Annotated in this window: 23 protein-coding genes; 14 read left to right on the top strand and 9 right to left on the bottom strand. The window is 63.0% G+C overall.

All coding sequences use genetic code 11. The annotated features are described in order from the left end of the window. Positions 1-59: 59 nt before the first annotated feature. Complete coding sequence (locus tag ML401_RS25840) at positions 60-260, bottom strand: hypothetical protein (RefSeq protein WP_194403530.1); 201 nt, start codon at positions 258-260, stop codon at positions 60-62. A gap of 225 nt (positions 261-485) precedes the next feature. On the opposite strand from ML401_RS25840, the gene ML401_RS25835 reads away from it, so the two are divergent. Then, positions 486-1,460: a quinone oxidoreductase gene (locus ML401_RS25835; protein ID WP_126255621.1), complete on the top strand. Its 975-nt coding sequence runs from the start codon at positions 486-488 to the stop codon at positions 1,458-1,460. A gap of 39 nt (positions 1,461-1,499) precedes the next feature. On the opposite strand, the gene ML401_RS25830 is transcribed toward ML401_RS25835, so the two are convergent. After that, the gene (locus tag ML401_RS25830) at positions 1,500-1,775 is read right to left on the bottom strand and encodes a hypothetical protein (protein WP_285807408.1); all 276 of its coding nucleotides are present in this window, start codon (positions 1,773-1,775) and stop codon (positions 1,500-1,502) included. 99 nt (positions 1,776-1,874) lie between these two features. After that, positions 1,875-2,483 carry a S24 family peptidase gene (locus tag ML401_RS25825; RefSeq protein WP_285807407.1) on the bottom strand — a complete coding sequence of 203 codons (609 nt, stop codon included), beginning with the start codon at positions 2,481-2,483 and terminating at the stop codon, positions 1,875-1,877. Between the two features lie 166 nt (positions 2,484-2,649). Between ML401_RS25825 and ML401_RS25820 the strand changes: the two genes are divergently transcribed. Beyond that, positions 2,650-3,180 carry a GcrA family cell cycle regulator gene (locus ML401_RS25820; protein WP_285807406.1) on the top strand — a complete coding sequence of 177 codons (531 nt, stop codon included), beginning with the start codon at positions 2,650-2,652 and terminating at the stop codon, positions 3,178-3,180. Positions 3,181-3,228: 48 nt separating this feature from the next. Continuing rightward, positions 3,229-3,804 (top strand): hypothetical protein, encoded by a 576-nt coding sequence (locus ML401_RS25815; protein WP_285807405.1) that lies wholly within the window; start codon positions 3,229-3,231, stop codon positions 3,802-3,804. A gap of 46 nt (positions 3,805-3,850) precedes the next feature. On the opposite strand, the gene ML401_RS25810 is transcribed toward ML401_RS25815, so the two are convergent. Further along, a complete protein-coding gene (locus tag ML401_RS25810) occupies positions 3,851-4,207 on the bottom strand; it encodes a hypothetical protein (RefSeq protein WP_259217428.1) in 357 nt (118 codons plus the stop codon). Positions 4,208-4,849: 642 nt separating this feature from the next. Here ML401_RS25810 and ML401_RS25805 point away from each other — a divergent pair. Continuing rightward, on the top strand, positions 4,850-5,035 hold the full coding sequence (locus ML401_RS25805; protein WP_194403523.1) for a hypothetical protein: 186 nt from the start codon (positions 4,850-4,852) through the stop codon (positions 5,033-5,035). Between the two features lie 142 nt (positions 5,036-5,177). Then, the gene (locus ML401_RS25800) at positions 5,178-5,519 is read left to right on the top strand and encodes a phasin (RefSeq protein ID WP_094972645.1); all 342 of its coding nucleotides are present in this window, start codon (positions 5,178-5,180) and stop codon (positions 5,517-5,519) included. Positions 5,520-5,696: 177 nt separating this feature from the next. Here ML401_RS25800 and ML401_RS25795 read toward each other — a convergent pair whose 3' ends face one another. The 3 genes from ML401_RS25795 to ML401_RS25785 form a co-directional block, all read right to left on the bottom strand. Beyond that, entirely contained in the window at positions 5,697-6,014 is a 318-nt protein-coding gene (locus ML401_RS25795; RefSeq protein ID WP_285807404.1) for a cytochrome c, read from the bottom strand. A gap of 290 nt (positions 6,015-6,304) precedes the next feature. Beyond that, complete coding sequence (locus tag ML401_RS25790; protein ID WP_194403521.1) at positions 6,305-7,135, bottom strand: alpha/beta fold hydrolase; 831 nt, start codon at positions 7,133-7,135, stop codon at positions 6,305-6,307. Between the two features lie 153 nt (positions 7,136-7,288). Beyond that, positions 7,289-9,085 (bottom strand): ShlB/FhaC/HecB family hemolysin secretion/activation protein, encoded by a 1,797-nt coding sequence (locus tag ML401_RS25785; RefSeq protein WP_285807403.1) that lies wholly within the window; start codon positions 9,083-9,085, stop codon positions 7,289-7,291. 130 nt (positions 9,086-9,215) lie between these two features. On the opposite strand from ML401_RS25785, the gene ML401_RS25780 reads away from it, so the two are divergent. Next, positions 9,216-10,439, top strand: a complete 1,224-nt coding sequence (locus tag ML401_RS25780) for a FecR family protein (protein WP_285807402.1) — start codon at positions 9,216-9,218, stop codon at positions 10,437-10,439. Positions 10,440-10,497: 58 nt separating this feature from the next. After that, positions 10,498-13,239 (top strand): EAL domain-containing protein, encoded by a 2,742-nt coding sequence (locus tag ML401_RS25775; RefSeq protein ID WP_285807401.1) that lies wholly within the window; start codon positions 10,498-10,500, stop codon positions 13,237-13,239. Positions 13,240-13,255: 16 nt separating this feature from the next. Here the strand turns inward: ML401_RS25775 and ML401_RS25770 are convergent, their stop codons facing one another. After that, positions 13,256-13,516: a hypothetical protein gene (locus tag ML401_RS25770; protein ID WP_285807400.1), complete on the bottom strand. Its 261-nt coding sequence runs from the start codon at positions 13,514-13,516 to the stop codon at positions 13,256-13,258. A gap of 252 nt (positions 13,517-13,768) precedes the next feature. Here ML401_RS25770 and rocF point away from each other — a divergent pair, with 252 nt between their 5' ends. The 6 genes from rocF (at position 13,769) to ML401_RS25740 (ending at position 17,173) form a co-directional block, all read left to right on the top strand. Next, entirely contained in the window at positions 13,769-14,746 is a 978-nt protein-coding gene (gene rocF / locus ML401_RS25765) for an arginase (protein WP_285807399.1), read from the top strand. Positions 14,747-15,172: 426 nt separating this feature from the next. Next, on the top strand, positions 15,173-15,565 hold the full coding sequence (locus tag ML401_RS25760) for a response regulator (protein WP_285807398.1): 393 nt from the start codon (positions 15,173-15,175) through the stop codon (positions 15,563-15,565). 179 nt (positions 15,566-15,744) lie between these two features. After that, complete coding sequence (locus tag ML401_RS25755) at positions 15,745-16,062, top strand: PilZ domain-containing protein (RefSeq protein WP_194403505.1); 318 nt, start codon at positions 15,745-15,747, stop codon at positions 16,060-16,062. A gap of 255 nt (positions 16,063-16,317) precedes the next feature. Next, positions 16,318-16,656, top strand: a complete 339-nt coding sequence (locus tag ML401_RS25750; RefSeq protein WP_285807397.1) for a hypothetical protein — start codon at positions 16,318-16,320, stop codon at positions 16,654-16,656. A gap of 182 nt (positions 16,657-16,838) precedes the next feature. Continuing rightward, positions 16,839-17,045, top strand: a complete 207-nt coding sequence (locus ML401_RS25745) for a hypothetical protein (protein WP_285807396.1) — start codon at positions 16,839-16,841, stop codon at positions 17,043-17,045. Between the two features lie 5 nt (positions 17,046-17,050). Then, positions 17,051-17,173, top strand: coding sequence for a hypothetical protein (locus ML401_RS25740; protein ID WP_259217439.1), 123 nt, complete (start codon positions 17,051-17,053; stop codon positions 17,171-17,173). A 39-nt stretch (positions 17,174-17,212) separates the two neighbouring features. On the opposite strand, the gene ML401_RS25735 is transcribed toward ML401_RS25740, so the two are convergent. Next, positions 17,213-17,548, bottom strand: coding sequence for a nuclear transport factor 2 family protein (locus ML401_RS25735; RefSeq protein WP_285807395.1), 336 nt, complete (start codon positions 17,546-17,548; stop codon positions 17,213-17,215). Positions 17,549-17,661: 113 nt separating this feature from the next. Between ML401_RS25735 and ML401_RS25730 the strand changes: the two genes are divergently transcribed. Next, positions 17,662-20,970, top strand: coding sequence for a LuxR C-terminal-related transcriptional regulator (locus ML401_RS25730; RefSeq protein ID WP_285807394.1), 3,309 nt, complete (start codon positions 17,662-17,664; stop codon positions 20,968-20,970). Positions 20,971-20,998: the final 28 nt, after the last annotated feature.

Genomic DNA, 20,998 nt, shown 5'->3' with positions numbered 1-20,998 from the left:
CCGCATGAGCGGCGTTTTTTCCGCTGAACGCAAATAGTTGAGCGGTTCGCCGCTCGCGATCAGTGCCGCAGCACTTCCGGCTTGCGGATGGTCTGTCTGACCTCGGCGCCGCAATCGGCGCATTCATAGACAAAGTCGATCTTGGCAAGGCTCCAATGCGGCTCGACCTCGCGCACATACATCGGCAGGAAACCCATGCAGGTGGGACAATTCACGGGCGCGATTTCGACGTCCTGATGATGCTGTACATAAGCTGGCATCTCGGCTTTCCTTCGCAGGCGACCACCAAACCCCGCGCAGAAGCTACTGCCAGTCGCCTCAGGCGCGTCATCAACTCTTTCGAACGGAGCTGGAACGGCGGAGGTTTGTCGCTCGCTGTGACATTCTTGTTACGTCACTGTACTGTAACGGGCAGACCGAATGCCTATTTCTGCGGCCAATCCGGCTTTTTCGGATCCTCACCCAACGATAAGGGAGCAACGCCCATGACGCATGCCATTCGTTTTCACAAGACCGGCGGTCCGGAAGTCCTGGTCTGGGAGGAGGTCAGCGTCGGCAAGCCGGGGCCGGGCGAGGCGCGCATCCGCCACACCGCGGTCGGCCTCAACTTCGTCGACATCTACAACCGATCGGGCCTGTACCCGGCGCAACTGCCGAGCGGGCTCGGCAGCGAAGCGGCCGGAATCGTCGAGGAGGTCGGGCCCGGTGTCACCGATCTGAAGCCCGGCGATCGCGTCGCCTACGGCGCCTCGCCGCTCGGGGCCTATTCCGAGGCGCGGCTGATCCCTGCGGACCGTTTGCTGAAGCTGCCTGACGGCGTCGACGACAAGACCGCTGCGGCGATGATGCTCAAAGGGCTCACCACGCAATATCTGATCCGGCAGACCTATCGGGTGAAGGCCGGTGACACCATCCTGCTGCATGCGGCAGCCGGCGGCGTCGGCCTGATCCTGAGCCAGTGGGCCAAGCACCTCGGCGCGACCGTGATCGGCACCGTCAGCAACGACGAGAAGGCCAAGCTTGCCAAGGCGCATGGCTGCGATCACGTCATCATCTATACCCGCGAGGATTTCGTGAAGCGGGTCGACGAGATCACGGGCGGCAAAAAGGTCCCGGTGGTCTATGATTCCGTCGGCAAGGACACGTTCCTGAAATCGCTGGATTGCCTCGCGCCGCTCGGCGTCGCCGCGCTGTTCGGTCAGTCCTCCGGCGCGGTCGAGCCGCTCAATCTCGGCCTGCTGGCTCAGAAGGGCTCGCTCTACGTCACCCGCCCGACGCTGTTCACCTACGCCGCCAAGCGTGAAAACCTCGTTGCGATGGCAGGCGAGCTGTTCGACGTCGTCAAGTCCGGTGCGGTCAAGATCGAGGTGCACCAGACCTATCCGCTGAAGGACGCCGCCAAGGCGCATGCCGATCTCGCCGCGCGCAAGACCACGGGATCGACCGTGCTGACGGTGTAATGTCCGGCCGGATCGTGGCGCAGGCGATTGCGCCCTGCGTCACGTCCGTTCGTGCTTGCGCAGGTCCCGTATGTGATCGAGGCGGGTTGCCTGCAGGTCGATATCTTCGGGCGGGATCTGGGGCAGGGCGGCCTCGCTCAGGATGGCCTCGGTGACGTCTTCGACGATATTTTCCGCGATCTCGTGGATGAACGAGACGTTCTGGTATTCACCCGAGGCGACGCGGGAGACGACCTCCCGTCTGGTGATCTCGGGATCGACGACGGCCTCGCGGCCGCGTCGTCCGTAGTCGATCATCACGACGAAATACTGCATGAAAACGACCCTGCCGCGTCCCAGCACCGGGATCGCGGCAGAGTATTTCCGAAAATCGGAATCAAGTCAACAGAAATTTCCGAATAACGGAAATCGACGTCACTTGCTCTTCCTGCGGGGGCGTGCCGACTTGGCGCGGAGCCGCTCGAGCTGCCCTTTGGGCATCGACAGGCAGATTTCCCCTACCCACTCCAGCTTGACGCCGACGATCGGCTTGGCGTTGAAGCTGGTGAGATTGACGACTGACGGACTTTTCCCCCGCTCGATGGTCTTCAAATAACGCTCGCCGGTCTTGAGGCGGACCACGGCCTCCTCGCCGTAGAAGCTCGACAGCGGATGACGCTGGTCCTTGTAGACCACGATCACGTCACCGCTCTCGTATTTGGGCAGCATCGAATCGCCGACGATCTCGAATGCGACGGTCTCTTCCATGATCGGGAAGGGCAGCGCGATGTCGCCAAGCCCCTCCGGCGGAACCTGCTCGTAATCCGGCTCGATCACGGCGCCGGCACCGACCCGGCCCATGATCGGCGCGAGATTGAGTTCGAGATATTCCATGATCGGAATGATCTCCGAAGCCTTCACCAGACGTTCGCCGCCGAGGATCTCCGAGACCGCGCCGGGCCGCACGCCCATGGCCGCCGCCAGGCCGCCCTTGCTCTTGCCCGTCTTCTCCAGGCCCCGCTCGATCATTGCAACGTCCAACATGATGATTCCCTCGATTGCGCACCGTCCTGCCTCTTGTAATCCGAAATTCGGAATTGATGCAATTATGAATATCAGAATTATTGCTTGACTTGATCTTCGGAATACCGGAATATGTGTTTCGCCTCCTGGTCGTTCGATGAGAGGAGGCTGATCACAGGACAGCAATATGGAACCGGGGCATTGGCCGTCGGAGCATTCCGACGCGCTTCGCGACTATTTTCGCATGGGCATGTCTTATGCGGAAATCGGCAGACAGATTAACGCAAGGTTTGGAACGGCTTACACACGCAATGCGGTGATCGGCCGCGCCAAGCGGCTGGGGCTCGTCGTACCGGAATGGATTTCTAGTCCTTCGGTCGCGCCGTATTTGCCGGGTGAGACTCCGGTTTCGCCGCGCCGCGCGGTGTTGCCGAACCTGAATTTGCCGCCGAAGTCCGCAATGAAGCCGGCGGCGCCTATCAAGTTGCGCTGCGTCGGCGTTCAGCCGCGCCTGATCCAGCTGGTCGAACTCGAGCCGGTCGACTGCCGCTATCCCTATGGCGGCGACAAGGACGGGGAGGAGATCGCCTTTTGCGGTCATCCCTGCCGGCCGGGCTCCAGCTATTGCGCGCCGCATGCGCGCCTGACGCGCCGCTTTGGTGTTGCGTCCGCCCGTGCCCCCGGTCCCGTCGTGCTGAGGCTGGTCTCTGCGGCCTGACCTTCGTGCCACCCAGTTCAGTCGTCAATTTCGCAAAGGAGTATCCGAGTGGCTCGTGCCCAACGCAACAAGTCCTACAAATTGGCTCAGATCTACGACCGGCGATCCCGCGATGTGCCGTTCAACGCCGAAGTGGCGGAGGTCGAGGTCGACAATCCGCTGGCGCTCGATTCCGGCGAGAAGATCCTGGCCATCCGGTCGATCCGTGGCGATCCCTTGGGGCGGCTGCACGCTCATCATCAGATCGACGAGGCGCAATACCGCGGTGGGCGAGCCTTCCAGAACGATTGGGAGCGGGCGGAGCGGGGGCCTCAGGCGGTGGATCCGACGAGGGAATATGTCGATGGCGCGCGTACGCGCGAGCCTGTCACCGACAGCCAGCGCCAGGCGGTGCTGCGGTTGAACCGGATCGAGCGCGAACTCGGCACGGACGGCGCCGCGCTGGTGCATGACGTGCTGGTGCTGGGCCTGACCATGGACCAGATCGGCGCGCGTCGCGCCGTCCGAACCCAGCGCTGGAACGATTATTTTTCGCGGCGTTTTCGCGAATGTCTGGACCGGCTGGCGCTGATCTACAGCTTTGCGACGGAAACGGGGGCACAACGCGCGCAGCGGCGCAGTTGAAGACGTCACGCCGGCGGCCTCGGCTGCCGGCGTGCCAGTCGGCTGCTTATGGATGCGGCACGATCTGGTAAGGCGTCGTGTACGGTTCGACGCGCAGCGAGGCGTTGGCCAGAAGCCCGATCTTGGCGGTCGGCGCCTGCTGCAATTCGCCGTTCGGGCCGCGATGCACGTTGTATTGCCAGACCGTGAGATCGCCCTTCTGCGCCAGCGCGTGCGCAACCGCGCTCGCATCATTGCCGCCGAGCCCCTTAAGTTCCTCCGCCGATAATCCGACGACGATTTCGTCCTTGATGGTGATGATCTTGAACAGGTTCATCTTGGTCTCCTGGGCCCATGCGCCTTGTATGGAGAGGGTGAAAAGCGCAACCGCGGCGCCCTTGATGAGATCGCAGCGAGAAAGCATGCCGTCGTCCTTTGGTGCTGACGCGCGCCCGAATCGAAGAGTCTTCAGCCATGGCGCCCGGTGTCTGCGTGGCCGTGTCGCAACGGCTTGGTCGCTCGCTCATGGACAATGGTTCATGGGCGGACACATATCCGGGCCGACGAGCGACGACCGCGCACAGATCGGGACGCTGGAGATCAGCTTGCGAGATCGATCTTGATTTCGTCGCTGCTACAACCGCCGGGGCCGGACTCAACAAATGCGTGTATGCTCCAGAAGAAGTCATGCGCAGCCAATGTCCCTTCATGTCGGAAACAAGCAGAAACGTTGTGCCAATTGACAGCGGTCCGGGCAGTATGCGTGATTAATGCAGCTTCTTGACGCAGGTGGGTGACGGCGGTCGATATTCCTGTTATCCGGAATTGCCGTGGTGCGATGCAGACGAAGCATCACTACACCCATTGTTGGACTTGCCGGACGGGTTGTTCCTTGGCATAGTTGCAACCAGATGGTTGAGCCGGTTGTTGGACATGTCGTTCAGCGTGCCAGCCGGCCGGGGCCACCCGGCCGAGAGTTCGTCGCCATAGGTCCTGTTGTGGCGTCTTGTTGCGGCGTTCGGTTCTTGGGCGGATTGCAAAAGCCGATGCTTGTCATAGGTGCGAGATGAAGAACCTCGGTTTCGCGGCTGAATTGCAGCTCAAGCTCGGCGCGCCCACAAGCGGCACGGTCGAAAGTCTGCGCCTGCTCCGCGCGTTCCTGAAGCTCGCCCCGCGACAGCGTTTCGAGGTCATCAAGCTGGTCGAAGACCTCGCCACCGAAGAAGCCCTTCCCGAACACCCCTTGTCCTGAGCCCGGCCGCGCGCCGGCCTGATGCTGTCTCTTCGCCTCCCGCCGTAGCCGGACCGCCGGCGAGGTTTTCCCCCGCGGCTGACCGCTGGAAGGCGGTCCAGCAAGTGTGGTATTCAGTAGGGAAAGCGGGAGGAGTGCGACCATGATCGAACCGAAGCTCGAAGTTCCGGCCGAACTGCGCGACCTGGCCGAGAAGACGATTGACCAGGCGGAAAAAGCATTCGGCATGTTTTTCGAAGCGGCCACCAAGTCGATGTCGTCCGTTCCAGGCGCGGGGACGGAGGTGTCGAAGCAGGCCCTGGTTTTCACCGAGCAGAACATGAAGTCGGCTTTTGAGCATGCGCGCAAGCTGGTTCATGCCACCGACCTTCAGGAGGCGATGCGAATACAGTCCGATTTCCTGCGCAGCCAGTTCACCAGTGCTGGAGATCACATGCGCCAGATGACCGGCAGTCTCATGCAACCGGGCAAGGGCAAGTCCTGATTCTCGCGCCTGTCCACGGCGTACCCGCAAATCGAATTTGCGTGGCCGCGATCCGCATTTGCGATGCTGGGGCAGGTCCATGCGGGCTACCGGATGGCCTTGTTCGCCGTCCGGCGTTCCTTCTATTGGTCCCTGTCGGTCCTCCGGCAGGGATTTTTATGTGCGGCCGATGTCGTGCTAGCGCAGCGATGCGATGTAGGCCGCGATGTCGCCCGCTTCGGTGCGGCTCAGGGGGAAATTCGGCATCTTCGGGTGCGGATCGAGCAGGAAGAAGGCAAGCCTCTCCGGGCTGAAGTCTGCCTTGCGCGCGACAGAGACAAAGGAGGGGACGTCGGCGCTCGCCTGGGTTTGGCCGTTCGCGACGACATGGCAGCTTGCGCACCAGCGCTTGGCGAGGTCGGCACCGTGATTGGCATCGGCTGCGAGCGCAGACGATATGCCGACGCTGAAGGTTACGGCAAGCAGCAGGAAGATTCGTCTCAAATGCTGGTGCATAGGGTAACCTTCATGCATTCGTTGGCGTCCGCCGTGCCTATCCGCAGCACGATCCCGGAAATTGTGAGAGATCAATGCGGGCGATGATCGACCGGAGCAGCTTGCGGACCGAGCGATAGAGATGCCGTACGAATGCCGGCATTCTCGCCGCGGGCAGGCCTAGGCTTCTTGCATCGAGGCCTTTCGTCTCAAGACTTTCGATAGAATGCGACACGTGTCTCTCCGAGGCCATAGGGTTCTTCTATCCCGTCGCCTCGGAGCCGCCTTGATCTGCCGCAAAGCGTTCCCGGCTAATAGTCGCCCGGATTCATGATCATCGGGCTTTTCGTATCAGCCGGCGCGAGCGCGCTGCTGGCGCTGTCGCGCAGGAAGCGATCGAGCGTCTCCTGGATCTTCTCCTTGACCGAGTTCGGGCCGCGATCGCTCATTTCCGTGTGCTGCGCGCCGGTGTGGACGATGTCGATGCCGCGCGCCTTGGCCTCCTCCGGCGTCGGCAGCACGCCTGGATCGGTCACGAAATGCGGGTCCTTCGACCGGAACGACAGGATCTTCATGCCGTCACTGACCACGAAAGGCACCCTGAGATTGTCGAGCGTGATCACTTTCGACACCAGCTCCGGGTGCTGATGGGCGACATACATGGAGACATCCCCGCCGTTGGAGTGGCCGACGAGGGTGATGTGGTCGTAATCGACGTTCTCCTGCTGCCTCTTCAGCTTATCCAGCACGAAGAGAATGTTGGCCTCGCAGCGGATATAGACGTCGCGCCGGCCGACATATTGCTGGCCGACATGGGTCGTCAGCGGCGGGTCGCTCGGCAGGTCCTGCTGGATGCTGGCGACCAGATAGCCGCGCGCGGCAAGCACATTGGCGAGGAAGGAATATTCGGTGGCCTTGACGGTATTGCCGTTACTGATGACGGCGAGCGGGAGTTTCCAGAGGCCGAGATTGGCCTTGGTCTCGTAATCCCGCCGTACCGCCAGGTCGACCGAGATCGGCCGCTGCCGCGAGGCGTCGAACAGCGCCAAAGTCTCATGGCGGATCGCGAACCGGCTGACGAGGAGATATTCGCCGACGCCGAGGACGCAGAGAAATGCCAGGATTGCAAACACCTTCTTCATGGCTTGGTCTCAAATCACGTTCCGCTGAACATGGTCATTGGGAACTCCCGGATCGAGCGACCGTGATCAGGTTACGGGATTAAATTTAGGCAACTCTGTGAGCAAGGCTGCACTAGCCGTATGCCGGGGCGACGTGCGCAAACGACCGGCCGGCTAGAGACAGCCCGACCTGCCGCGTTCGGGGCAGAGCCGGAATGCGCTCGACAGTGTGAACAGGAACCGGGCGCTGCGGCGCTCGTTGTCCGGCGCCCGATAGCTCAACGGCACGGCCACGCCGAGATCGGCCTGGAGATCGTCTGGCAGGAAGAAGCGTACACCGGCTCCGGCCGATGTCAGCGACAGGCCGTCGCTCAAACGGTAGCCGTCGTTCCAGACGGCCCCGGCGTCGCCAAAGGCATAGAGCTGATAACCGGTCCAGTAGCGGAAATTGAGCTTCTGGTCGAAGCGCAGTTCGAGCGAGCCGGCAAGGCCGTTGTCGCCGCTGATTTCGGCTGCGCCATAACCCCGGCCGAAGGCCGCGCCGCCGAGATAGAATTGCTGCGAGGTGAACAGCGGCCGCGACGCTGTCTGGCTAGCCGCCGCCAGCTTGAGCGACCAGGCGTCGTTGAGTGTCTGGTAGCGCGTGAACCAGAGATTCAGCACCGAGAAGTTCGAGGAGGCGCCGTCGCGCGACAACAGATCGTCGCCGAAATGCGAGGCACCGAAGACGTCGAGGCCCTGACGGTAGGTCAGCGTCGCGAAATTGGCGCCGCCGAAGTGATCCTGCAGCCTGTAGTCGGCAGTCAGGCTCGCGGTCCTGATGTGGTCGTTGTACCAGGAGCCATAAAGGTCGTGCTCGGACACATTGCTGAAGGTCGTCGCCGCAGTCAGCGTGAGCGTAGAGGATTGTGATTGCAGCGGAACGATGCTGGCCCGCAGCTCGAAGGCCTCGGTCGTCGTGATGTCGCTGTCGAGGCGACGGGCATCGCCCGGTCGGACCGCGCTGTACAGAGCGGAAGCGCCGAGGCGTATGCCGTCGACGCCGACAGGCGCGTCATAGGACAGCCGCGCAAAGCCGAGTTCGCGAGGATCGTTGGCAATCGTCGACAGGTTGACGGCCAGCGTGTCTCCGGGCGTGAGGTAGGAGTTGAACGCGCCGGTGGCGTAGGTCTGCCACGGGCCCACAGAGGACGATCCGAGATTGTCCAGGCCGAACGAGGAGAAGACGTGCCAGGTCTTCAAATAGACGGTGAGACGGAAGCGGCCGGACCCGCTGCCGATCTCTTCCAGCGCGCTGTCGGTGATCCGAACGCCCGGCCTGCCATTGATGAGGAAGAGCTGGCGCTCGAGTGTCGGGAGGCGCGACGGCTGCTCGGCGAGAACCGGCCCGAGCATCGGCCTGACGCCGAACTGCTCGGCGCCGTCTCCTTTCAGCTCGACCTGCACGATGGCACCTTCGATCACCTGGATCCGGACCCGGCCGTCGGCAATGTCCTGCGGCGGCACGATCGCCCGGCTCAGATGGAAGCCGTCGGCGCGGTAGAGATCGCTGATCGCGCCGGCGATCCCGGCGAGATCCGCCTGCGAGACATTCTTGCCGAGATAGGGTTGATAGACTGCGGCAATGCGATCGTGGGAGACGGCGTGGGCACCGCCGACGTGCACGCCGTGCAGGACGAATTGCGGCCTGGTATCGCCGCCGGTGTTGGGCTGGCCAACCGTCGGCAGGCTGACCGGCGGGCGGTTCAGCGTTTCCCGTTCGGTTTGGTTTTCAAAGTATTTCTCGGGCTGGCGCGGATCGAAGCCCGGCTGGTTCGCCTGTTGTGCGAACGCCGGCGAAATTCCGGCGAGGATTGGCATCAACAGGGTCAGCGCGGTAGCCAGATGCCGCTTCCCAATGCACCCAGCGAAGCTTTCCCCGTAGTTCGACGGAGATATTGCCTTGCGACGGTAAGGGATCATTAGGCGCATGATTTTTCATAGTTTTTTATGGTCAATGATTGGTTAATCCGGCCGCTTCGCTGGTCGCTTCCCGCTAATTCTATCTTGAGTGATTTCGGATACCCCTCAGGCTTGGCTGTAACGCGGACTGAGGATCGTCATGCTCGGCAGAGTTGGAATGCGGTGTGCCTTCGTGGCGGCGCTGGCGCTTGGAACGGCTTCCGGCGCGTTCGCTGCGGAGGATGGCGTCTGGTCGATCAGCAAGGCCAGTGGTGAGGTATGGGTCGCTGCCGACGGCGCGCAACAGGTCTCGCTGAACCAGGACGAGACGCTCAAGCCTGGCAATACCATCCGCACCGGCCGCAATGGCCGGGTGCTGCTCGTCCGCGGCGAGGAAACGATCCTGATCTCTCCCAACTCGGTGGTCGGCTTGCCGGCCGAGAAGAAGGAGGGGCTCTCGACCACCATCATCCAGCAGGCGGGGCAGATCCTGCTCGAAGTCGAGAAGCGCAACGTCAAGCACTTCGAGGTCGAGACGCCCTATCTCGCCGCCGTGGTCAAGGGAACGAAGTTCAGCGTCACCGTGGGTGCCGGCAGCACCAAGGTCGGCGTGCTCCGCGGCCAGGTCGAGGTCGCCGACTTCAGGACGGGGCAGATCGCCCAGGTCATGCCAGATCAGGCGGCCACGGTTTTCGAGCATGGTAAGGCCGGGATCAGCCTGAGCGGTGCAGGAACGTTCAACCCGATCGAGCACGGCAAGCCGCGCGCTCCTTCGATCGAGCGCATTCCCGTGCCGAAATCAGGCCTGACGGCGCCGCGCAATGCCGCGAACGGCCATGCAATCCATGCGCTCGGTCCGATCGACAAGGGGACCAAGGCAGCCGCTGCTTCGAAGCAGACGCATCAGGCGGCGGGACATCATGGTACCAAAGCCGGCGTCGTGCGGATTTCGAGCTCGCTCGGCGAGGTCAAGCTGAACGTCCACAAGGTGACGCGCGGGCTCGCCCATGGCGTCGATGCTCCCGGTCAGCTGCGCCGGGCGAACGCCAACGCCGGGACCGAGACAGTCTGGAACGACAGTAAGGCCAGCACGAGCGCGTCCTACAGCGGCGCCCTAACGACGGTGACGACCGGCAATCCGGCAGCTTCTGTCAGCAACAGCGCGTCGAACCCAGGCGCTGCGATCGCCGCAGCTGCGGCCAATAACGGCAATGCCGGCGGCAACGGCAATTCCGGCAATGGCAACAACGGGAATGGCAACGGCAATAACGGCAATGGCAACAATGGCGCCACCGGCAACGGCAGGGGCAACAACGGCAATGGCAACGGCAATGGCGGCGGCAACGGCAGCAATGGCCATGGCGTCGCCCACGGCCGACATTGAGGACATTTAGTAGGGGATGAGGGGCGCACCTGCAGAAGCGGGGCGTGGGGTGGATCGGGTGAAACGCTATCGGCCGCACATTCTCGTCATGATCGCGCTTGCGATCGTGCTGTCCACGGGATGGCATGGTGCGCTTCGCAACGCGCTGACCGATCTACGGTTCGCCTGGCAATCACGTGAGGCGAGCGGCAAGGTCGTGGTGGTCGCTATCGACGCCCCCTCCATCGATCAGATCGGCGTGTGGCCCTGGCCGCGCCGGCTTCACGCAGACCTGCTGCGCCGGCTCGAAGCTGCGGGCGCGAGCGACATCGCCTTCGATGTCGACTTCAGTTCGCCATCGGACCCGTCGTCCGACGAGGCTTTCGTCAAGGCGCTTCGCGATGCCGGCGGCTCGACCATTCTGCCGTCCTTCAAGCAGCCGACGCCGAACGGTGGCCCGGCCCACGTCAATCGCCCCCTGAAGCCGTTCAGCAACCAGTCCTGGCCCGCGATGGTGAACGTCGCAGTCGAATCCGACGGACTGGTGCGCCGCTATCCGGTCGGCGAGAAGATCGGCGATACCCTGATGCCCTCGATGGCCGTCGTGCTGGCCGGGCAGGATGCCAACCGGCGGCCGCCCTTCCTGATCGATTTCAGCATCCGTGCAGCCTCCATTCCAACCATCTCTTACGTCGACGTGCTGCGCGGCGATCCCGTGGCTCTCGATAGGCTGAAAGGCAAGAAGGTCATCGTCGGCGCCACCGCGCTCGAGCTCGGTGACCGCTTCAGCGTTCCCAACGGCAAGATCGTCTCGGGGCCGGTGCTCCAGGCGCTGGCCGCGGAATCGATCCTGCAGGGCCGGATGCTGCGCTGGACGTCCGATATCGGGATGATAATCGCGCTGGGATTGATCTCCCTGCTGATGATGTATTCGTGGCGCCGCTTCGGGCCGGGAATTCGCGTTGCAGCGCTCGTCGCTTCCGGGGCAGCCATGGGATCGGCCGCAGTTCTCGTCCAGGCAAGATGGCCCCTCGTCATCGACACATCGCTGTTCAACATCGCGATCGTCGCCTACCTGACTGCAATTGCGCTGGACGAAATCGATTTCCGCGGTCTGCTGGGCCGCATCGCCGAGAGCCGCTTTCACCGCATCGCGATGTCGCTCGGCGACGGTCTCGTCTGCACCGACGAGGATCACCGGATCACGGTCTGGAATCCCGGCGCGAGCGCGATCTTTGGCTACACGCCGGCCGAGATGATCGGCCGCCCGTTCGAAACGCTGTGCGCCGTGCCGGCGGACGGCAACACGGGACCCTCCATGCACGACGCCGCGCGCCAGGCGCTGCTCGTTCCGGGCGGAGCGGTCGTCGTCGAGTTCGAGGGCCGGCGCAAGAACGGCGAAACCTTCCCCGTCGAGGCCAGCTTCTCGGGCTGGCAGGGAACGGACGGCTTTCAATACGGCGCGATCCTGCGCGATATCTCGGTCCGCAAGCGCGAGGCCGAACGCGTCAAATATCTCGCCGAATATGACGCGCTGACCGGTCTTGCCAACCGCAACACGCTGCATGCCGGACTGGCCGGCATGATTGCGGATGCGGAGCGAGAGCCTCATGAGGTTGCCTTGCTCGTGATCGGGCTCGACGGCTTCCAGCGAATCAACGACATGCTTGGGCATTCGGCCGGTGACCTCGTGTTGCGGGCCGTCGCCGAGCGTCTCCGGATCGAAGTCGATGGCAAGGCGGTCGTTGCCCGGCTCGGCGGCGACGAATTCGCCATCGCGCTCGATTGCGCGGAGGCTGGTGAGCCGATCGCGGCGTTCGCCGAGCGGATTGCACACGCGTTCGAAACGCCGCTTGCGACGGGCACGCGGCAGCACCGCGTCAGGATCAGCATCGGAGTTGCCGTCTATCCTGAAGGCGGACACAAGGCCGACGATCTCCTGAGCAACGGCCATCTCGCGCTCAGCCGTGCCAAGGCGACGCGGCGGGGCGGCCATGTGCTGTTCGAGGCTGCGATCAGGCAGGAGCTGGAGAACCGGCTGACGCTGGAGAGCGAGCTGGCGCTTGCCGCGGATCGCGGTGAGTTCGAGCTGTTCTACCAGCCCCAGGTTCGCCTGATCGACGGCAGCCTTGTCGGCGCCGAAGCGCTCATCCGTTGGCGGCATCCGGTGCGCGGCTATGTCTCTCCTGGAGAGTTCATGCCGGTGGTCAACACCTCGGCACTCTCAGAGCGGATCGCGAACTGGGTGATGGTGACCGCGTGCCGTCAGGCGCGTGACTGGGAGCTGTCGGGTAACGGCGTGCGCGTCGCGATCAACCTCTCGCCCTCGCAGCTTCAGTCCGGCGATCTGGCTCATTCGGTTCAGGCCTTGCTCGAGGCCACGGGGCTGACGCCGTCATTGCTCGAGATCGAGGTCACCGAAGACATTCTGCTTAATGACGAAAGTCGCGTGCTCGACATGTTCAAGCGGATCCAGCAATTGGGTGTCCGCGTCCTGTTCGACGATTTCGGCACCGGCTATGCGAGCCTGAGCTATCTGAAGAAGTTTCCGCTCGACGGCCTCAAGATCGACCGGTCGTTCGTGTTCGGCCTGCTGGCGAATTCCGACGATGCCGCGATCGTCGGCTCGACCATCGGCCTCAGCAAGCAGCTCGGCCTCACGGTCGTGGCTGAAGGCATCGAAGACCGGGCAACCGCCGACTTCCTGGTCAGCATGGGATGTGAGGAAGGGCAGGGCTATTTCTTCGGACGCCCGATGCCCGCCGAGGCGTTCGAAAAGCAGTTCCTAGCCGCTGAGCTTGAGGCTGTGAGCGCTGCCTGAGCAACGTCACTGGCTCCTATCGTCGCCGCGCGACCGCGACGCCAAACAAGAATGCGACGAACAGGCTGGCGAGCGGCGCCTCGCGCGTGACCGCTGCGACCGTCGCAAGCGCTCCGCCCGGCTTGCGCGATTCCTCGATCGTAGAGGTGAGGCGATCGACGGTCGCATGCAGGCCTCCCGCGACTTCACCGATCGTGCGGGAGACGTCCGCCGCCGTATCGATGGCGCGCTCGGCCATGCCGGGTTGGGACGTGGACTGCGGTATCTGCGTGCTCACCTGCGCGACCTCCAAACCTTGATGGCGGAGGCCGGCACCTTTGGCTATCCGCGCGAGCGCTTGTTTTGAACAGCGGGTCTGGCGACCTTTGGCTATCCGCGACAGGCGCCGTCATGTAACGGCGGGTGCCGGCCTTGGATGAGCAATGCAGCGCGGGGGCTTTTGTTCCTCCCCGAAGCGAAGCGCCCCCGTGAAACGACGGGTGCGAATCTCTGTTAGGCTCGCTCGATCTTGTGACTTGAGGAGGCCGCCGTGACCGACCGGACCATGACGGATCGAGCCGGGCGCATCGCTTTGCTGGGCGCCCCCATCGACATGGGGGCATCGCAGCGTGGCACCTTGATGGGCCCCGCGGCGCTGCGGACCGCAGGCCTTGCGACACTGCTCGAAAGCCTGGATTTCGAGGTCGTCGATTACGGCGATGTTTCTGCAGGCGAGATCCGGGACTTCGCCGACAGGCCTCCGGAAAGAGCCAATCACTACCGCGAGATCCAGCGCTGGACACGCGCCCTCAGTCGCAAGGGCCATGAGATCGCGAAGACGGGCGCGCTTCCGATCTTTCTCGGCGGCGATCACACGCTGTCCATGGGATCGGTCAACGCCATGGCGCGTCATTGGCAGGAGCGTGGGCGGGAGCTGTTCGTGCTCTGGCTCGATGCCCATGCCGATTACAACACGCCGGAGACGACGATCACCGCGAACATGCACGGCATGTCGGCCGCGTTCCTGTGCGGCGAACCCGGCCTCGACGGCCTGCTCGGCGACGATCCGCGCGCCTCGATCCAGCCGGACAGGCTCGATCTGTTCGGCGCACGTTCGATCGACAAGCTCGAAAAGGAGTTGATGCGCGCGCGCCGGATCAGGGTGGTCGACATGCGCCAGATCGACGAGTTCGGCGTCGCCGTGTTGATCCGGCGCGTCATCGAACGGGTCAAGGCGAGCAACGGCGTGCTGCATGTCAGCTTCGACGTTGACTTCCTCGATCCGTGCGTGGCGCCGGGCGTCGGCACCACGGTGCCGGGTGGCGCGACCTATCGCGAGGCCCACCTGATCATGGAGCTGCTGCACGATTCCGGCGTGGTCGGGTCGGTCGACATCGTCGAGCTCAATCCCTTCCTGGATGAACGCGGCCGGACGGCGCGCACGGCCGTCGAGCTGATCGGCAGCCTGTTCGGCCAGCAGATCGTCGACCGAACGACGCCGAGCAACGCGATCGCGCCGGGCGAGTGAAGCGGTGGGTGGCAGCGTTAGGAGAACGCAAGGCCATCGGACTGAATGAGCAGCGTTTAGTTCCCTCGGCAATGCCTGTCAGACCGGGAGACTGGACTCGCAACTTTGAACCGCCCTACAATGCGTCGGGAAAAAGTGGCAGGGCCGTTCCGGCGGATGTTGGAATTCAGAGCTTACATCATCGATGAAGAGGGCCACGTGACTGGCCGTATCGACCTGGTTTGCGAAGACGAGAAGACTGCGCGTCATCGTGCCCAGCAACTTGTTGATGGTCACAGGGTGGAACTGTGGCATCGCGACCGTAAGATTGATCGGTTTGATCCTCCTCCACGCCAATGACAGGTCACGCCGCATCTTCTTCCAGCGGAACTTTTGTCCACTTGTGAACTTAGCACTCGCTGCCGTAATGCAGCCGGAGTGGGGAAAGTGCAGAACGCTTCATTGCTTACTCTGGTTGTCGAGGACGATCTCCTGATCCAGGACCTGGTTGCCGGTGCCCTTCAGGAAGGTGGATTTGAGGCCGAGGTTGTCGCCTCAGGTGAGGAAGCTATCACGCTCCTCAAAGAGGACCCTGCAAAATACCGAGCGCTGCTGACCGACATCCATTTGAAGGGCAAGCTGACGGGCTGGGACGTCGCAAAGACCTCCCGAGAGCTCAATCCGGAGATGCCCGTGGTCTACATGACAGGCGCCGCAGCCAACGAGTGGCCCTCTCATGGCGTGCCGAACAGCATTCTCCTGAACAAGCCATTTGCGCCAGCGCAGGTTGTTACGGCCATATCGAACCTGCTCAACCAGGTGCCTCCGTCCCAAGAGTAATGCGCCGAGGTGAGGTGTGTCTGGCGGACCAACCCACGATCGAACCCATTCCGTCAGCTTGAAGGTGCAGTGTGCGCTGCACAGCAACTTCTGATTTGCAGCATCAGCTTGGACCTTTCACCAACCGTCAAGGTCCTGCGCTTAGCTTCTGGTTTGCTCCTGCGGTCTACAGGTCGTTCATGAGTGAAGCACAAGAACAGGACGGGAAGCGCGTTACCTTCGAGCGCCCCATAGAGGCTCGCCTCATGGCCATCGACGGCACGTGGCAGCGTCCTTGCAAGATCCACGACGTATCCGAAACCAGCGCGAAGCTCGTGATCGACGGCTCGATTACGGACATCGGTCAAAAAGAATTCTTCCTGGTGCTGTCAGCAACCGGGCTCGCCTACCGACACTGCGAACTCTCCTGGGTCAACGGCGAGTTTGTCGGCGTCCAATTCATCAACAGAGGGCGGGCAGCAAAGCGCGCACGACGCGGCGAAACCTTGGTGGCTTGAGATAAGTGTTCTCGCCCCTCTGTGTGCCTTGGATGGAGCAGTGAGTTCTCGCGCCCAAAATCGGACTGGAACCTTCCTGCAATTGCCAAGTTTTCCCGGTGCCCTTCCCCAAGGGCGACCCCGAATGGCCCCAGCTCCGATGCCCCCACATTCCAGCGAGCTGGGGCCTCTTTTTCCCGAGACCGGGCGGCGACGCGGCCGGACCTTGCCGACGCGTCATCGTTCCGGAGCGCAGGCGCGATATAGGCGGACAGCATGAAATGGATGCTTGTGGTCCTGGTGGGCGGCGTCGCGCCGGTCAATACCGAGCTCGTCTTCGACAAGTTTGCCGATTGCCTGTCGGCCGAAGCGCAGATGCGACAGCATTACTCCGATGCGTTCGATGCCTGGGACCGTTTGGCCGCGGCGAGAATAGACCGACGTAGCGACTACAAGAAGGCCCGCGACCTCGAGGCGAAGAGATTGCTGAGCAATGTCGGCACCTGTGTGCCGCATGGCGGGGGAGATTCCGTTGCGCCGACGGAGCCGCCCAAGCCGACCGCCGCGCCGTCGCAGCAACCTGCCGCGCCATCGCAGCCGGCACCGCGACCTTAGCGAAACGCCGCGCTTCATCGAGCAAGGCCGCGCTCATGGAGCGCGGCTGCATCCGGGATGCGCGAAGCGCTGACCTGTGGTGATGTCGATCCGTTCGACTAAAGACAACCGGGAAAAACTGGAAACTTCCGGGACGCCTTGAGTTGGCAGCGATGGATCAGTTGCCCTGGAGAGCAAGCACCGTGGACGACGCCGTCTTGAAGAACGCTACCGAGACCGCCTGGATGGTGTACCGGGCACGGCATCCCGATGTCGATTTGTTCGACAACCGACGATGCCTGCTGGAACGCCATTTGCTCAGGAGAAAGGAAGAGTGCGAGAGCGATGCCGAAGAACTCGCCAGCCTTGGCATAGCCTACCTCAACCGGCTTCCGGGCGAGGAATGTTGACGAGCATGAAACTGCTCGTCGCGCGCCTGGCCGGTGGAAGCACAAGGCCGATCTGGACGCTGCTCGCGATCTCCTGCCTCATCGCGGCGGTGATCGTGAGCGCCTTGCGCGTCGTCTTCGAGAATTAGTGGACGCAGCACAGATTGCCGGTCCGATTGCGCTCCACGCTAGGGCAAGGGACGACAGTCCACGACCTTGATCCTGCCGGAGGGGTCAAACGCCAAGGCCGCGCTCATGACACCCGCACTGGTGGCGTAGGAGATCACGGTTCTATCGTCGGACGGATTGAGGTCGTCCAGCGTGCCCGCCGGATATTTTCGGAGATGATCGGTCCAATAGGCACGAAGGGCTGCGCGGCCGGTAACCGTCTGGACGCCGCTGCAGCCGCAATGCACCACGGCATCGTCGGCATGAAGGTCCAGGATCGCATCCACATCGCCGGCGCGATAGGCGTCTAGCCAGTCCACCGCAACGGCCATGGGGTCAAAAGAGTAAGGGGTCATTGCTGCCATCCAAAATTTGTCTTGGGAACTAAATCGATTGAACTTATTTTATTATCCGACCCGGCCACGGCCATATGCCGAAGGACATAGAGGACCGGGCCGAGGCAAAGTCGATGTTGGACGCGTCCGCAAGGCAAGGGATCTCTAAGCCGATCCGGCTTGTGCTCGTCGATAGGCAACCGATCGTTCTGCAGGGACTGAAGTCGGTCCTCGGGACACAGAAGGATTTCGATGTCGTCGCGTCGATCGGCGACGGGGCAAGCTGCCTCGAAGCCATCAGGAGCTTGTCGCCCGACGTGGCCCTGATCGCCGATACCCTGCCGGACCTGACAGCAGCCGACATCCTCGCGATCGCGAAAGCCGAGAAGTTTTCCACCCGCCTGGTGTTCTTTACCGAATCCGACAATCAAGATCTGACCGCAGCGATTGCCGCCGGCGCCTGCAGCGCAATTTCGAAATATGCCGCTCCCGGCGCAATGCTGCGGTCGCTGCGGCTGATGGCCAAGAGCGGATTGTCGCTCGAGCAGGCTGATCTCGCGCCCACCGGCCAGGAGGCTGATGGCCCCGGCAGAATCGAGAAGATGCTGGAGCTATTGACGCCCCGGGAACGTCAGATCGTCCGGCTGGTCTCGGAAGGGATGTCGAACAAGGAGATCGCGCGCCGGCTCGACGTTTCCCAGGGAACGGTCAAAGTCCATCTGCACAACATCTTCCAGAAGCTCGAGATCACCAACCGAACGGTGCTTGCGACCATCTCTTGGTTGCAACGCACCTCCGGCTTCGCCGCGCTCGCTCTGGCCTTTCTGGCGTTCGCAATTTTGGACGAGCTCAAGGCGTCCGAAGCGAACGACGATTTTGCGCATGACGAGGGTCACGGTCAGAGCGACGAACACGCCGGCCATGAGGTCTGGAAAAAAGCCATCCTTGCGCATCTCGTCATCTCGAAATCCGGGGAGGCGCCTGCTCTCACCGAAAAGGACTTGCTGGCCAAGGCAAGCCAGGCCGCGACGCCGACGGCGGCAGTGGAAGCGCTGCGCGCCGTTGAACAACTCCTGGGCTCGAAGGTGTGGAAAGAGGGCGGTTCTGTCGGATCGGGCACGCCAGGCCTTGCTGCGCTTTTGCCACGGGGAGCGAACAGCACGCCAGCCGGAAGTGATCCCGACGCAGAAGATCATCTTCCGCGGTCTGCCTTCCATCCGGCGTCGATGCCCGCAGGCTATGGCACCTTCGCGGCTCTCGCCGCGGCATTGATCTACGAACTGAGCGATTCTCAGCACGGAGCGCAGGCGCGTGAGCTGGATCCGGCTTCGATCGACAGCTTGCTGGCCGGCATCGGCGAGACTGCGACGACCAAGCTCGCCGCGATCACGCATGTCGACGCCAATCACGCAGCGAACTTGCACGCAGCGAACTCGGCTTTGGATATCTTCCCGCACGATTTGGGCCAGGCTGCCGGCTTTGCGACCGGAAGCAATGACGTCCCGCAACAAGACGTTCGCGGGCAGGGTGGCCCGGACGCTGCGAGCCACAGCGGTTCGAAAATTGACGGCGCGCTGGATCCTGGTCCCGTTTCCGGTGCCCGCGGAGATGGCCTCGACCAATTGACAGGTGGCAATGTCGAGAACGTTGTTCATCGCAGCGCGATCGATTCCAAAGCCGGCTCTTCCGATCCCGTCCTGGATCCCGCGTCAGGGCCGAACAGGATCAATCTTGCGGCCTTCGGGGCGCTCGCTTGTCTGCATCTGACGGCCGCGGTCAAGTCGATCCCGCCACATACTCTCGCCTGGATCTACGATCCCGCAACCAATCAAACGATCGTCTATGTGAATCCGACCGATCGGGTGCTCGATGTCGGGGATCGCGGCCTGCTGGAAGTCCATCTGAAGGGAATTGTATCCGTCGCGCATGCGGATGCCGTTCACAACTCGGATGGCGCAGCTGTCGCGGTCACCCTGAAGCAGCTCGAACACGCGCTGATATCGGTGGCCGCAATCGATGAGACTGATGTGAGTGCAAGCAGCGGCCGCGCGAGCGAGAGTTCGCCGGGGACCGCCGGCGTTTGGAGCGCTTCGGCCGATGAGGGCTTGAGCTTCCAATTCGCACACATTCGGACGGGCTCCGGGACGTCGGCAAAGTCCAGCGCCGTCACGCGCGACACGGCGGACAGGACCGAGGAGAGTGCCGGTGCGTCCGGTATGACCTACGGTTCGTCAGCCGCGCCCGATCAGGGCGCGACATCTCCGACGGTCGAAAAGTTCTCCTCGAAGAATGAGTCGGCGAATTCGAACAGCGGCGCTCCATCGACCACGCAGAACGAGATCGTTCCACCTGGCCTCGCGACGGCCGATAGCACGGGCCACGGCAACTCGGATCACGCTTTGGACCAGGGCCAGGCCCAGGGCGATGCCGGCGAGATGACGCAGGAGGAGGCCAAACCCGGCAATGGCGTCGGGAATGACAACGGGCACCATTCGCAGGCTGCGGACAGCCCGCCGGGCCCAGCGAAGACGGCGGAGTCCGGCGGTGCCGAGCAAAGCAATTCGGGCCACTCGGCTTCGAGCAAAGGAGCAGAAGCAGGCGAGGGCGTCGCAGTTGGTGGCAGCACGGAGCACGGCCACGAGCAGCACGCTGTGAAGCCGGGCCCCGCGAAGGCGGCAGCCACCGAGATGGCAGAAACAAAGCCCGAGCCGGATGGCGATGCCGGCCATGACAATGAACACCGTTCGCAGGCTGCGGACGGGCCGCCAGGGACAAAGACGGCAGAGTCCGGCGGGGCCGAACACAGCCATCCTGTTCACTCGGCTTCAGCCAAAGGAGCGGACAGCGACCCAGCTCCTGGTAACACCGACCACGGCCCCTCACTGCACGCCGCAGAGTCAGGGTCCGCGAAGGCAGCCGCGGAGATGACCGACGCCAAGTCCAAGCCGGGCAGCGGCGCCACTCATGCCGATGAGCATTCATCCGAGGTGTCCGACCCTGCGTCGCCGGCAGGGAAAACGGCAGGACCGCCTGCCACCGAGCACGACAAGCCGGAGCACGATTTGCCTCCGGGCTCACCAAACGCAGCGCCCGGCATCATCGAACCAAGTCTTGCAAGCGGCGATAACGCCGCAGGAGGAAATCCGCACCAGCCTCCGCAATCTCCTGCACCTGAAGCCCAGCCGGAAAAATCTGGATTCGCGAGCAGCGGCGCGGATCATGAGCTGGTGTTTCGCTTCGATAGCGGGGCAGCTGCTTCCGCGCTCGCCCCGGCCATCGAACTGAAAGAACCTGGTGCGCTCCACGCGACGCCCGGCGAGAAAGACGCGCCTCAGATGATCGCCGAAATCTTCCCCGTCGCGCTGGACGAGCACGCTGCCAATCACGGCGTGAATGGTCCGCATCACGGCGTTGGACCTGCGTCCCATGACTGGCTGATCTGACGCGGGGCCCTCTTCATTGCCGGGCAGA

Source organism: Bradyrhizobium sp. 62B (assembly GCF_030272265.2).
Classification (GTDB): Bacteria; Pseudomonadota; Alphaproteobacteria; order Rhizobiales; family Xanthobacteraceae; genus Bradyrhizobium.
Note: the sequence above shows the minus strand (reverse complement) of the source record. Positions and strands in the feature narration are given on the sequence as shown.